At 38.1% G+C, this 12,054-nt stretch carries 11 protein-coding genes and 2 pseudogenes; 8 read left to right on the forward strand and 5 right to left on the reverse strand.

Going from position 1 to position 12,054, the window contains the following annotated elements; genetic code table 11:
* Positions 1–172: 172 nt before the first annotated feature.
* From CXK86_RS10375 to CXK86_RS10390, 3 genes are all read left to right on the forward strand, one after another.
* Complete coding sequence (locus CXK86_RS10375) at positions 173–1,192, forward strand: phosphotransferase enzyme family protein (RefSeq protein ID WP_036613574.1); 1,020 nt, start codon at positions 173–175, stop codon at positions 1,190–1,192.
* Positions 1,193–2,402: 1,210 nt separating this feature from the next.
* Positions 2,403–2,606: a hypothetical protein gene (locus CXK86_RS10380; protein ID WP_017688028.1), complete on the forward strand. Its 204-nt coding sequence runs from the start codon at positions 2,403–2,405 to the stop codon at positions 2,604–2,606.
* Positions 2,607–3,505: 899 nt separating this feature from the next.
* A complete protein-coding gene (locus CXK86_RS10390; RefSeq protein ID WP_180361742.1) occupies positions 3,506–3,739 on the forward strand; it encodes a hypothetical protein in 234 nt (77 codons plus the stop codon).
* 869 nt (positions 3,740–4,608) lie between these two features.
* On the opposite strand, the gene CXK86_RS10395 is transcribed toward CXK86_RS10390, so the two are convergent.
* The 3 genes from CXK86_RS10395 to CXK86_RS10405 form a co-directional block, all read right to left on the reverse strand.
* Positions 4,609–4,911, reverse strand: coding sequence for a tyrosine-type recombinase/integrase (locus tag CXK86_RS10395; RefSeq protein WP_306068490.1), 303 nt, complete (start codon positions 4,909–4,911; stop codon positions 4,609–4,611).
* A 65-nt stretch (positions 4,912–4,976) separates the two neighbouring features.
* Positions 4,977–5,168, reverse strand: coding sequence for a hypothetical protein (locus CXK86_RS32990; RefSeq protein WP_076250183.1), 192 nt, complete (start codon positions 5,166–5,168; stop codon positions 4,977–4,979).
* Between the two features lie 146 nt (positions 5,169–5,314).
* Positions 5,315–5,629: a hypothetical protein gene (locus tag CXK86_RS10405; RefSeq protein ID WP_076250185.1), complete on the reverse strand. Its 315-nt coding sequence runs from the start codon at positions 5,627–5,629 to the stop codon at positions 5,315–5,317.
* A gap of 153 nt (positions 5,630–5,782) precedes the next feature.
* Between CXK86_RS10405 and CXK86_RS10410 the strand changes: the two genes are divergently transcribed.
* The 4 genes and pseudogenes from CXK86_RS10410 to CXK86_RS33120 form a co-directional block, all read left to right on the forward strand.
* Positions 5,783–6,043, forward strand: a complete 261-nt coding sequence (locus CXK86_RS10410) for a Kelch repeat-containing protein (RefSeq protein ID WP_179087841.1) — start codon at positions 5,783–5,785, stop codon at positions 6,041–6,043.
* A gap of 68 nt (positions 6,044–6,111) precedes the next feature.
* Positions 6,112–6,358, forward strand: a pseudogene (locus tag CXK86_RS33115) (fibronectin type III domain-containing protein); the annotation flags it as partial.
* Positions 6,359–6,746: 388 nt separating this feature from the next.
* Positions 6,747–6,962 carry a YolD-like family protein gene (locus CXK86_RS10425; protein WP_083684330.1) on the forward strand — a complete coding sequence of 72 codons (216 nt, stop codon included), beginning with the start codon at positions 6,747–6,749 and terminating at the stop codon, positions 6,960–6,962.
* Between the two features lie 683 nt (positions 6,963–7,645).
* Positions 7,646–7,890, forward strand: a pseudogene (locus CXK86_RS33120) (fibronectin type III domain-containing protein); the annotation flags it as partial.
* A gap of 140 nt (positions 7,891–8,030) precedes the next feature.
* On the opposite strand, the gene CXK86_RS10435 reads toward CXK86_RS33120, so the two are convergent.
* Entirely contained in the window at positions 8,031–8,342 is a 312-nt protein-coding gene (locus tag CXK86_RS10435; protein WP_076250193.1) for a hypothetical protein, read from the reverse strand.
* Positions 8,343–8,672: 330 nt separating this feature from the next.
* Positions 8,673–9,311 carry a hypothetical protein gene (locus CXK86_RS10440; RefSeq protein ID WP_076250195.1) on the reverse strand — a complete coding sequence of 213 codons (639 nt, stop codon included), beginning with the start codon at positions 9,309–9,311 and terminating at the stop codon, positions 8,673–8,675.
* A gap of 1,421 nt (positions 9,312–10,732) precedes the next feature.
* Here CXK86_RS10440 and CXK86_RS10445 point away from each other — a divergent pair.
* Positions 10,733–12,034 (forward strand): aldehyde dehydrogenase, encoded by a 1,302-nt coding sequence (locus CXK86_RS10445; protein ID WP_101313669.1) that lies wholly within the window; start codon positions 10,733–10,735, stop codon positions 12,032–12,034.
* Positions 12,035–12,054: the final 20 nt, after the last annotated feature.

Here is a 12,054-nt window from a genome sequence, read left to right on the forward strand (position 1 = left end):
TATACAAAATAATAGCTTAACAAAAGTCGCATTGGAAGAAATCCTAATGTGACTTTTTTGTGTATATTATGGTTTAAATTGTTTACTACATATTTTCAAGCTTTTACTATCGTTATAATAACATATAAGAGAAGTAGTTGGTTTACTTCATAAAACTGTAGGGGGATAACAAATGAATGATTTTTTTAGATTTGATACTGATGAAGAACGGCGGGCGTTATTAATCAGAGCAAGGAAAGTCGCTTTATCTGCAATTCGAAAGTATGACTTAGAATGGGATAACATCCAGTTTATTCAACTATCCGATACGATCACCTATAAAATTGAAACCAGTACAGATAACAATTATTTACTTCGCATTCATTCGGACCGATTAAGCAGAGAGGAAATTCGTTCGGAGCTCCTACTGTTACAAGCCCTGAACAAATCGAAAGATCTAACTGTACCAGAAGGGATGGCAAATTGTGATAGTATTTATGTATTGGACATCGAAACAGAGATAGGATATAGGCGCCCTTATGTAACGATGATGCGGTGGATAGAAGGTGAAAAAGCAGTAGGTGAATTTACAGATAATCAAGCATATAATATGGGTGTATTGATGAGCAGGCTCCATGCAGCGGCAAAGGATTTCAATCCACCTTCTGATTTTGTAAGACCTACTTGGGGAGTAGAAAGTTTTAAACGTGAAATGGCTAAGTTGGAACGTTATTATGAGCGTTTTTTATCCGAAGAGGGGTGGAAGCTGTATCAAGATGCAGCTGAGAAGGTTGTATCCCAACTTACCACGATGCATCCAAGTGAACATAACTATGGGCTCATTCATGCTGATTTACATACCGGTAATATGGTTTTTAGAGATAATCAACCCTATCCGATTGATTTTGGAAGATGTGGGTACGGATATTATCTCTATGATATGGCAGGTACCATATTGGAGCTTTGGCCAAAACATCGATGGATGCTTGTCCAAGGTTATGAGAGTATTAGGAAGTTGGAAACGGACTATATTCGGGATCTGGAATGTTTTTTTGTCATGTTCATGATCGAGAACACCTGCCATCACTCCTCTGATCCAAGAGAAACAACCAGTTTAATCGATGAACAAAAGTATGCCCAAGCATACATAAGAGAATATTTAAATGGTAATCCATTTTTATTCGAAGTGATCGAGCCTGTAAATGTGGATTAATACTAACCGATACCGGGCTAAAATAATGATATCTTATGGTGATGATTTACAATAGGTCGCTGTTTAGAGTGTTTGTTCGTATCATCAAGTTTTAAAAACGTGAGCTATGACTTCGAGTTTTTATAAGATCTACTTGTGTACTTAGCGCTGAAACTTTTCTGTTTATTATGAAGATTTATGCTTATTCATGAAGTTTGTCCGATCCAATTGTTCTTCAGCTTCTCTAGTTCCCCTTCATTTTCGGGGTGTATTTTGACGGAGCTGTTTGGGTCGTTTCGTGATTTTTTAAACTGGCATTGAGTTGGAATGAAGGCGACTCGAATTGGTGGGTCGTCTTTTTTTCTTTTCTAGGGGCTTGATGGTTTGCGCCGAATGTTCAGTTCAGCGAGATGCCAAAAACGGTTGAGGCATTATGGAAGATCGAGCTTTTATATGGAAAGCATTCGTCCTATACGGAGAGTACGTATGCGGTAGCTGTAGGAATGATGGGAAAACTTCTGATAAGAGATGATGGCACATCTCGAGAGAACGGGTACTGTATAGAACGTTATTCCTTTTTTTGTGTATGTAAAACCGCCTTACAGCGGTGTAAGCGCAAGTTAATCAAAGTATCGAACAGAGCAGTAAAATGTTGTTGTTGAAAGATGTAAAAAGGAAAATCTTCGAATTAGTAACAGAAAAGATATTTTACAAGATACATCAAAAAACGAGCCTTTGTATATAAGGCTCGTTTGTGCAGGAGTCATATTTGGCTCCGAAAGTTATGTTTAGTCTACTACATTTGTTTTATCGCTGAGAAAGTAACTATAATAATTCTACCCTATTTCAGAGAATTTGACCATACTTTAGCTTTATAGTTCATGTCCTTAGTTCGAGACCAGAACTTGTACCTTGTACCAAGTGTCGGAATAGAGATGTGTCTAATCATTGTGCGTTTAACTGAAAATATCATTTAGTATCCTAGCGCATGAGAAGTTACATATTATTATATAGCAACTGAAACGCTGAGATAGGGAGTCAGATATTAAAAACGAAATATAGTACTGAAAATAGCTGTTGAGCAAAGGGAATTATACTGGTTAAAGCTATCATCATAAATATTATTTAAAAACTTTAAGGTATATAAGAGAAATTATACCAAATTTATGTCATAATATTTTTGAGTTGGAAATACAATACTTGATTCTGTGAACAAGAGGTGAGAGCAACTATGAAAAATAGAAACATAACAGGTATTGTATTGGCTATAATCTATTGCATTGTTCTTTACTTTATTTTAACAGATTCTCCGCCTGGTGAAGCTCCAAATAATCCGTTCTGGGTTTATTTGTTTATTCCAATTGGGGCTATTGTGATTACATCTTTGTTTGATTACGTAATCAAATTCGATTTTTTTAGAAAAAAGAAAGATTAGAATTGAATGGAGGACTAAAATGATACAAACAATGAAAATTGCTAAAACATTTTAGCCGGAGTCATGCTTTCTACATCTATCTCAATTCCAGCATTCGCTCAAGATCAGGCAAATTCTTTACCAGCACTTCAAGTGGAAAATAGCCTTTTAGAACTAGTCGAAAGTACAACCGATAATTCCATCACTTTTAAAGACGGTTCTACATTAATTCAATATGACAGACCATCACTATTATAAATATCATGATTATACAGGTTTCATTGAAACAGCATCGACAATCCAGACTTGCCAACCTTTTGGTTGTGGTCCAGTGAACGAATATTAAATCTATTTATGTCGGATAGAAAATATCCCATTAAAGTTACTATTATAGCGGCTTTTTTTGTTTTAGTGTGCCCAGATACACGTATGATCTTGTTGGTGAAAGTCCGACCAAGGAGCAATGGTAGCCAGGATGCTTGCATATGGCGAAGTCTGTGTGTAAGAGCACATCGACAATAGTACCCGTCAGAGACAGGACGAGCAACAATTCAGGCCGCAACATGAAGAAATCCTGCCACGTTATCCAAAAGGCCTCGCAAGGGAGGAAAGAGGCTGACGAGTATTGTGAAACTGGACGAAGGCTAAGAAAGCTATGCAGAACTTGGAGCAGCAGTGGATAACAATTCGGCGTAATGGGGAACAGAATGGAATGAAAAATCCTGCAGTGATCATGGCAGACCCTCCTTCACACAGTTTTTTTAGGAATCCGTAAAGAGACAATCTATAATTCCAAAAAGACGAATTGAAACGTCTGAGGTAGGGAGTCCGAGGTGCTCATAACAACCAAGAAAATGATTAAACAACTTGAAAAGCTAGTTCATGCGGCAAAGGAGAACCACAAGCACAAATGGCATGTCATGTATGAAAAATTCTTCCGCGGGGGTGTGCTGTACGAGGCGTGTAAACGAGTGAAAGCGTATAGGGTGGCAGAAGTCGTGGATACAGTGACCGCTGACAGAGATTGGGGAACAAGGAGAACGGAACTTCCTCAAGGACTTCGAGCGAGCGTTGAAAGAAATGTAACCACCATCCGCAGCCTGTACGGTGGCACTATTTCCAAACCGGCGGATATGCGGGTAAGAACATTTTAGGAACATGTAGCGTGGCTCGATCCAAAGATTCAGGGAAGGAGAAACTATTAATATATAAACTTCAGTCAGTAGAAGTTAGCTAGACTGTACTGGTAAATTCTGCAACGATTAAATCGGTTTGTATATATAAAGAATAGACAACCCAGAAGCTGGATGCGATCACAGGTCGAGGTGAAGTATATTGCCAGGCAATATGGATTAAAAACGTTACTGTAATCTGCATGCGCATGAATAACGAACATCGGAAACCCGTAAAGGGAAAATCTAACATACGGTTTGTTGAGGAGGAGCTGGATCTTGCCCAGCCTTTTATTCTAGCCTAGACTATGTGAGTACCTATTCGCATAGTTCCTATTGATAGGCTAAATAGAAGGATTAAGCTTGTCAGAGGTGAAGAGGATTATAGTTGGATCAAGCTTGAAGAGATCGCTTAGGCAAGTTTATAATTGATCGAGCCCAAGCAATTATCCCAGGGACTCAGTTTTTTCTTCTACATATATGTTCCAAATAAGCAATTTCTATTTTGAATAAAGCCGTATGCTTGATTCATATAGGATTAGGGGGACGTCCCCCAACTTATGAAAACTTATGATCAATTTTGACCGTGTGTTTCTGTATTTATTCCTATAAAGCCCGTTTTCATTGAGATATACAATCATATGAAGTTAACGTACATAAACCGCACACAAGTCCACCAATGGGAACGCGATCAATATATTACTTTGTACTAATAGCTCAATCCCTTGGCGCTCTAGCGCTGAGGGTTTTTTCTTTTTGTGGGCAAGTACATATATATTTAAAGAAAAATCAAAGTGCCCACAAAATATTTTTCTATTCGAAAATTTTTTCAGTGAATTTCTCAAATCTATCTATATTGCTTTTCTGGATCTTGCCTGAGATGTGGCATATACATCTGATGTGATCTGAATACTTCCGTGACCTAATTGTTCTTGAACGAATTTCATATCTGCCCCGGACTCAAGTAAAAGAACAGCGCAGGTATGTCGGAGAGAGTGAATGGGGAGGGATGGGAGATCACAACGTTGTAAGATGCGGGAGAAGGCATTGAACAATGATGATTTAGGCATGAAGTTTCCATCTTCCCTACATAGAACCAGATCAAGGTCATGGTGGTATCTTTCCCCAATGTATTCTTCCGAACACTTCCTTATTTATAATCGTTGATCCAAAAATCCAGATAATCTTGAAGCGATAAACCAGATTGTTCATATTAAACCTATGGCGCATTTATTTGTAAATGGACATATCCTTTGGCCGGACCAACTCCTACATCATGAGCATCATACCAATTGAGGAATGCATTTACATCAATCATTGGAAGATCGTATTCTTTCTCCAAGCCTGTTGTCATTGTAATTACAAGTATAGCACGGTCACCTGACGGTAATGGATCGGGATTAGGTTCCATTGGCGTTCATATGTATTCTCCTTCAAATGCATTGGCAGAGTTGATAATATAATCGACGTACATTAGTCGATAAAGCACAATTACTAGAATCAGAACTCCCTCCTAAATTTCACAAATATAGGAGGGAGTTCTGAAATTTATTATGGTTAGCTAATGGTTCCTTGATAGTAGGCAATCCAAGTTACACCTGTAAGGCTTTTGATCTCAACTAGCGTTATCCAACCAGATAAGGCTCCTTCAGAATAATAATTTTTATTTGGTATGTCGTTACCATCAGGGTAATCTGATTTTTTGTAGATTATTCCTCTATAAATATCCATCGAAGCATAAGGGGCTACTTTCACATTTTCCGTTGTGGTATTGTTTGAAGTTTTGGTCATATCACTAGCTGCAAAAGATGTAGAGCCAAGAGTTAAGCATGTAACGACGGTTAAAAGACCAATCATAAGCTTTTTCTTCATTTGTATCACCCTTATAATTGGAATATGTTTCTATTTAATAGTATATATTTACATTATAAATGTAAAATTTTTCTATACACTTGAAAAATGTATGCTTATGGCGAAGGAACCAGTTTCATTAGTGGGATGTCGAGGGCAATATACGAGTATATTGTGGCTAATGACACATGGACAAAAATAATTAGCTTTAAAACAGCTACTACTTCTGCACCTTCAACTGTTTATAATGGGGAAATTTATGTATTAGGTGGGCTTAACAATACTAACTCACAATCAAGAGTAGAAGTATATAATCCTGAAACCAACGAAGTTAGATCATTCAAAGATTTAACTACCCCAAGAAATCAAAGCGTAGCAGTAACTGTCAATGGAGATATTTTATTATTGGTGGTACTAATGGAAGTAGTACTTTGAAGACAGCCCTAAAAATTTACATTTATAAAAATGAACCCACAAATCCAGCAACGATTCCTGATCCAGAACCTGGACAACCTACAGGAAATCGTGCGATCCTCGTTGTAACTATGACTACCGGCCTGGAAAAAGAATTTGACTTGAGCATGCAAGAAGTAAATAGTTTCATCGATTGGAATGAAACAAAATAAGCAGTAAGCAGAAATGCATCATACGCGATTGACAAGCAAGATAATAACAAAGGCCCGTTCAAGAGCGGCAAGGACTAACATCATATTCGATCTTGTACTTACGTGTGAGGTAAGTGAATACTAATGAGGAATGCTCCGTCCACTTATGCTGATGGGGCTTTTTTCTTGTTTCGTTAAGAACTTATCTTCGCATATAGTGTTCACGAGTTGATTTACTTGTTAACGGATTATCAAAGAAAGGTCCTTAGGATCTTATATAACTACAAAGGTGGACGGTGTAGATTTCCTACTATCCATGAACTTACAGTCAAAACGGGCAAGCATAAACCAGACGTCATGGTTGCTATGGACGCTCTAGTGGTTGCGGGATACATACACTGGGATAACAGGTCGGATACGGCCAATATTGTTATCCTTGAGGGTTGGGAACGTGAGGGTGAACGTCCTAAGGTAGACCACACACCATCCTCTGGGAACATTGACTATTGGACTCAATATTAAGGGGGCTTGTCATGCGTAGCAGGCGGAAGGATAACGGATTGTATGAGACATCTAGAATGATTATGCCTGAACACAGAGAGGCATGGTTGGCTCAGTGTGAGCAACAGAAGAGATGTGGTAAGCCGGAACTTGACGATTGGGAAATGCAACGGATCAGTGAAGTACTTGTTGACTCTTATAATAGAAGTAGTACGGTTGATTTGATATTATTTAACCCATTCTTCTAAGAGCCGATCTCAGGAATAGTTGTGGGATTAAACTCTGCACGGTGTGAAATAAAGCTGATGTTAGAGGATGAGTTCCGCTGGGTTCTTTAGCCGAAATTGTCTCTGTTAATTAATGAGATTGTATCGCTTTAGAATTACGATCTTATACCTTTATAATATCTGTATAAGCATGTTATTTTAATTAGGAGATTTTCGAGTTAACCAGCGTCATATAGACTAGATATCTTGCGGTCAATGTCAGAGTAGTAATATAATCAAAGTGAGTATTTGAAACGAGTTTCAAGACTTCCTCACAGCAGCCTTGACTCAGGTACGCGTATCCATCTGCAGGAATCCAAGTGGATCCTGAGCAACTCATTGATTATGGCGCTCCATTAAAAGGATATAACCTGTTATCCATTAAGATTATGGGCGGTAGATACTTCCGAAATAGTACGAATTCAGGACACAAAAACGGAGGCCATACATGGCTCCTCAGAACGTTGAAAAATACATAATTTATTATTGAATCGAATCGGGCAAGTTACAGAAAAAGTAAAAGCTACAAAAGATCAATTTGGGAATTTCGTTATTCCGGGACTAACTAATGGAACTACATACTATTTTGGAGTGAGTGCTATTGTTAATAGTGTTGAATCTGAATTTCCAATGAGGCATCTGCCACTCCTCAAGGGCCTGCAGTTGAACCTGAACAACCTTCAGGGAACCGTGCTATCCTTGTGGGACCATGACTACCGGCTTAGAAAAAGAGTTCGATCTGATTATGCAAGAAGTTAACAGCTTTATCGATTGGTACGAAGCAAAACAAGCTGGAAGCGGAAAAACATCTTATGCAATTGACAAGCATGAAAATAAGAAAGGGCCTTTCAAGAGCAATAAGGACCAGATCTTATATGATCGGGTTCTGACGTTTGAGGTAAGTGAATAATAAAGGTAGTTATTCTCCAACGGTTATTCTGATGGGTCATTTAGATGTCCCTGTAATAAAAGAAGGCTTCTGATTGAATTCAGAAGCCTTCTTTTATTATTGTTATATTTATATACGTGAATTTTATTATGATGACAAAATTACTCCATTTTCGTTACGTAACCTTCATAGTTTCCGTAATATAATCCGTTTGAGTTGGTAGTAGATGCTAGATTGAGTACTCCATACCAAACTCCATCAGCATAAGTATATGTCTTTGGAACATACTTCGCATCTCCATACTTATTGTTAGCATCTGAATATCTCACATATTTTTGCGTCGCCTGAATCGTAACACTTTGTGCAGTTACAGAACCTTGAACAGAAGATGAGGCAGAAGCAAGTGATGCTGGAACAGCAATACTTGCTACAATAGCAGTGAGCGCTCCAATTGTGGCTAGTTTCTTTTTCATGTAAATACCTCCTAAATTTTTGTGAATGAATTATAAAACTTTACTTTCTAAAAATACCATATAATTCAATGTAAAATTATGACATATATCACGTTGTGATTTGTATTTCACACCCTACAGATCTACTAACGTAACTTCCAAAAATTCCTCCAACTGATTAAGAATATTTTCATAGTAAACTGGGGATGATGTTACTACTCTCTACCATGAATGCTACTATAAATGTACCTGGTCCAAATGACTAGGAAATTTTGTTGTATATTAAAGAACGAACGTTCTAATTTATGCGAAAAAATGGCCCTGCCATCAAATATGTGGGAGGGCCTTTAATTATCTAATGGTATATTCAAAAGTATTGTCTTTTACCTTAATCAGAGCTTTTAACGGTTTATCACTATCAGCGACTTCGTTCGGTATCTCGGCTAGATAATATAACGTTGTAGTTTTTAGAGGATTGACACTAGTGATGTTGCTATAAGTAAAGTCTTCTCCTCCTTTTTCCTCAACAGTGCTGAATGTAGGGTAGTCATACTGATTATCATATATCAAGGTGACATTTGCTATTTCATCTGCATCAATGCCAGTAGAATATAAATTTTTAGCTTTTACAGTGAGTGCAAAATATGTAGAATCTTCTTCCTTTGATTCGTAGTACGTGTAGAAATTACCTGGTTTTGAAGGTTCAATCTTTTTAGAAAACTTTTGTTTAGAGACTGAAAGCTCCGCATACCCGTCTATCGTTACTGTATCATTTTTTTTAATTGTAGTTGCAGTAATTTCTTGTTCCTCATTGACAGAATCTGTTGTTATTTCATCTTTTGACTCTTCTGTTGGTTCTGTTTGCGACACAGTGGACTCCACTTCATTTGCGACGACCCCATCACTTTTTAAATCGGCATTAGGTTGAGGTGAGCAAGCTGCAAGTGTTAAAAATGCGGAAATAAGCAAAATTCCTGGTACTATTTTCATATTACTAATAATCCTCCTATTAATATTCTTATTACATAGTCTATCAGACCTAGGTAAATGTTTCTGTATATAATTGCAGATATCTCTGAATTTAATGTTAAAAACGAACTTATTTTCTCACATAGTATTGGTGAGGTGATTGATATGTTAAAGGATTGTTAAAGAAAGGTCCTCCGGATCTTAGATAAGTACAAAGGTGGACGGCGTAGGTTTCCTACTATACATGAGATTATAGCCGAAACGGGTAAACATAAGACGAACGTCATGGCTGCTCTTGACGCTCTTGTGGGAGCGGAAAACTATACATTTGGAGGATGGTCTGAAATGTCCTACAAAGTGATCTTAGAAGGCTGGGTGGGGAGAACGTCCTAAGGTAGGCCGCACACGAACTTCTGGGAACATCGATTTTTGGGCTAATATTATGGGGCTTTCATGCGTAGCAGACTGATAGATAACGGATTGTGAGACATCCAGGTTGATTATGGCTGAACACAGAGAGCCGCGGCAACCCTGATTTGGACGATCAGGAAACACAGCGGACCAGTTAGGTACTAGTTGGCTCTTATAATAGTAGTAGACGGTTTATTTGAAATTATTTAACTCTTTCTTTGAAGAGCCGATTTCAGGAGTAGTTGTGGGATTAGACTTTGTACGGTGTGAAATAAAGTTGATGTTAGAGGGTGAGTTCCGCTCGATTTCTTTAGCCGAAATTATCTCGGTTAATTAAAGGGATTGTATCGCTTATGAATTGTGAGCTTATAATTTACAATATTTGTATAAGTTTAATATTTTGTTTAGGAGATTTTTAATTTAACCAGCGCTATAATTTATTGCTTTTAATGTCAGAGTAATAATGCAATCAAAATGAGTATTTGAAATGAGTTTCTTCATTATAATAAGAAAAAAAGGCGCCCACAAAATGCCCAAAAATGTCCCCTGAATTCTTCTTCACCAGCCCACATTTCTGTGTTTATTTGTAACCAAGGATTACATTTATATAACAAAACACGTTTGTTCGTCGATTTAGATAATCGCAAAACTCACTTTTCATAATGAAAGGGGAGTTTTTTATATATGGTAACTAAACCTCTCCATCTGATGAATTGAATCACTTCATGTTTGTTTTAGCGCAAAACGATTGTCATTTATTTACTAACTTATTAAAGAGAAACTGAGATTAGAATTCTTTCTACAGTGCATTAAACTGTCTGAATCAAAAGATTTTAATCAAACTTCCTTAGAAATTCTGATAGCCACGAATAGGAGGGAATACTAGCTTTCACTCTATAAAAATTCCAACCATCGTTCAAATACATACAAATGGATGTTTCATTTGTATGTTGAAAGTTTCATATAGAAGAGGTATACTTTAATTAAATTTTGAACAATTTAATTTTAAATAATTAATTGGAGATGTTAATATGAATCAGGCTAAACAACTTGTGACAGAACAACGTACATTTTTTTATACAGGACAAACTAAAAATATCGAGTATCGGATTAATGCACTTCAACAGCTTAGAAAGGGAATTGAAAAGTATCAGCAACGGATTCAAGATGCACTTCGGGCAGATCTGAACAAATCTGAGGCGGAAGCTTACGGTTCCGAGATTCGCATTGTTTTGGGTGAACTGGATTTTGCATTAGAACACCTGCAGGAATGGGCTGCACCAAAACAAGTCCCAACCAATTCGGCTATGCCGGATGGTGTGAGCACCATTTACCCTGAACCATACGGAGTGGCTCTTATTATTGCACCTTGGAACTATCCTTTCCAACTGGCCTTTGGTCCACTGATTGGAGCAATCGCAGCCGGTAACTGTGCAGTTATCAAGCCTTCTGAATTAACACCAGCCGTATCTCGTCTGACGTATGATCTGATTCAAGAGATCTTCCCTCAGGAGTATATTGCGGTTATGGAAGGAGAAGTCGAGGCTAGCACAGCATTGTTGAAAGAGAAGTTTGATTATATTTTCTTCACAGGAAGCACGGGTGTTGGTCGCATTGTTATGAAGGCAGCTGCGGAGCATCTGACTCCTGTAACCCTTGAGCTAGGGGGCAAGAGTCCTGCTATTGTCCATAACGATGCAGATCTGAAGCTGGTGGCACAGCGTATTGTTCGTGGTAAGTTCCTTAATGCAGGCCAAACTTGCGTTGCTCCGGATTATTTGCTTGTACATGAACAAGTTCATGACGAATTGATCAATCTGATTGGCGCAGAGATCAAAGATAAATTTGGGGATGATGTGTTACAGAACGCTGATTTCCCGCATATTGTTAACTCGCGTAACTTTGATCGGTTGTCGAAATTCCTCACAGATGGCAAAACGCTGATTGGTGGGCGTTCTGTACGTGAGCAGTTGCTTATTGAGCCGACGGTAATTGGAGACGTGAACTGGGAATCAGCTGTCATGCAAGAAGAGATCTTCGGTCCGATTCTTCCTGTATTTACGTACAGTGACCTGAATCCTATGCTGGATGAGATTGTTCGCCGGCCAAAACCATTGGCGCTATATCTCTTCACACAGGATGAGCAACTGCAGAATCAGGTTCTGAATCAAGTATCCTTCGGTGGGGGATGTATTAATGACACACTTTCTCATATGACATCACACTACCTTCCGTTTGGTGGTGTAGGAGAGAGCGGCATGGGCTCATATCACGGACAACAGAGCTTTGATGTGTTCTCGCATCACAAGAGTGTTCTGAAACGCAGTGAATAATTAGCCGCTAAAATAACATA

This window comes from Paenibacillus sp. BGI2013 (assembly GCF_002843485.1).
GTDB lineage: Bacteria > Bacillota > Bacilli > Paenibacillales > Paenibacillaceae > Paenibacillus > Paenibacillus amylolyticus.

Excerpts from the sequence above, each read along its gene's own strand:
- CXK86_RS32990 (WP_076250183.1), bottom strand. The coding sequence starts at position 5,168 with ATGGAACCTAATCCCGATCCATTACCGTCAGGTGACCGTGCTATACTT.
- CXK86_RS10380 (WP_017688028.1), top strand. The coding sequence starts at position 2,403 with ATGAAAAATAGAAACATAACAGGTATTGTATTGGCTATAATCTATTGC.
- CXK86_RS10440 (WP_076250195.1), bottom strand. The coding sequence starts at position 9,311 with ATGAAAATAGTACCAGGAATTTTGCTTATTTCCGCATTTTTAACACTT.
- CXK86_RS10375 (WP_036613574.1), top strand. The coding sequence starts at position 173 with ATGAATGATTTTTTTAGATTTGATACTGATGAAGAACGGCGGGCGTTA.
- CXK86_RS10435 (WP_076250193.1), bottom strand. The coding sequence starts at position 8,342 with ATGAAAAAGAAACTAGCCACAATTGGAGCGCTCACTGCTATTGTAGCA.
- CXK86_RS10390 (WP_180361742.1), top strand. The coding sequence starts at position 3,506 with ATGTATGAAAAATTCTTCCGCGGGGGTGTGCTGTACGAGGCGTGTAAA.
- CXK86_RS10405 (WP_076250185.1), bottom strand. The coding sequence starts at position 5,629 with ATGAAGAAAAAGCTTATGATTGGTCTTTTAACCGTCGTTACATGCTTA.
- CXK86_RS10445 (WP_101313669.1), top strand. The coding sequence starts at position 10,733 with ATGAATCAGGCTAAACAACTTGTGACAGAACAACGTACATTTTTTTAT.
- CXK86_RS10425 (WP_083684330.1), top strand. The coding sequence starts at position 6,747 with ATGCGTAGCAGGCGGAAGGATAACGGATTGTATGAGACATCTAGAATG.